Raw genomic sequence first — 457 nt, 5'->3', positions numbered from 1 at the left:
GGAACAAATGAAACAAGCCCCAAATATGCATTTGAGAGTTTTGAAGATTTTCCAAATGCCGTATCAAGGACAGGCCTAGGATCACTTCTAGGAACTTATGTACTTAAAGAAAATTTCACGGGATTAATGTATATATACTTAGACCTATGGGTTAATGGAACAAATATCCCCATAGTATCTTATAATAACAATATGACAGCGACCTCTTATTCGATGGTGATGCAGATAGGTGATTGGAAACTTTATAGATATGCGCTTCCTTATGCTCCATTAGCTAATATAACTATAAATTCAAATGGCAGTTATGTAGATGATGTAAGAGCATTACCATTAGGCACCATTGGTGCCTTTAGCACTTATACCTATTCAAAGGGATTGCTAAGAGCATCTTCGAATGAAAGGGAACAGCTTACATTTTATGAATATGATTCGTTCAATAGGCTCAAGACTATAAAAG

At 35.4% G+C, this 457-nt stretch carries 1 protein-coding gene; it reads left to right on the top strand.

The features are described from left to right. The coding region (locus JHD69_RS20370; protein ID WP_199142151.1) for a hypothetical protein at nt 1–457 on the top strand (457 nt) is incomplete at both ends.

The organism is Pedobacter sp. ASV12 (genome assembly GCF_016429155.1).
GTDB lineage: Bacteria > Bacteroidota > Bacteroidia > Sphingobacteriales > Sphingobacteriaceae > Pedobacter.
The sequence above is the reverse complement of the archived record's forward strand: the minus strand, read 5'-3'. Positions and strand labels throughout refer to the sequence as shown.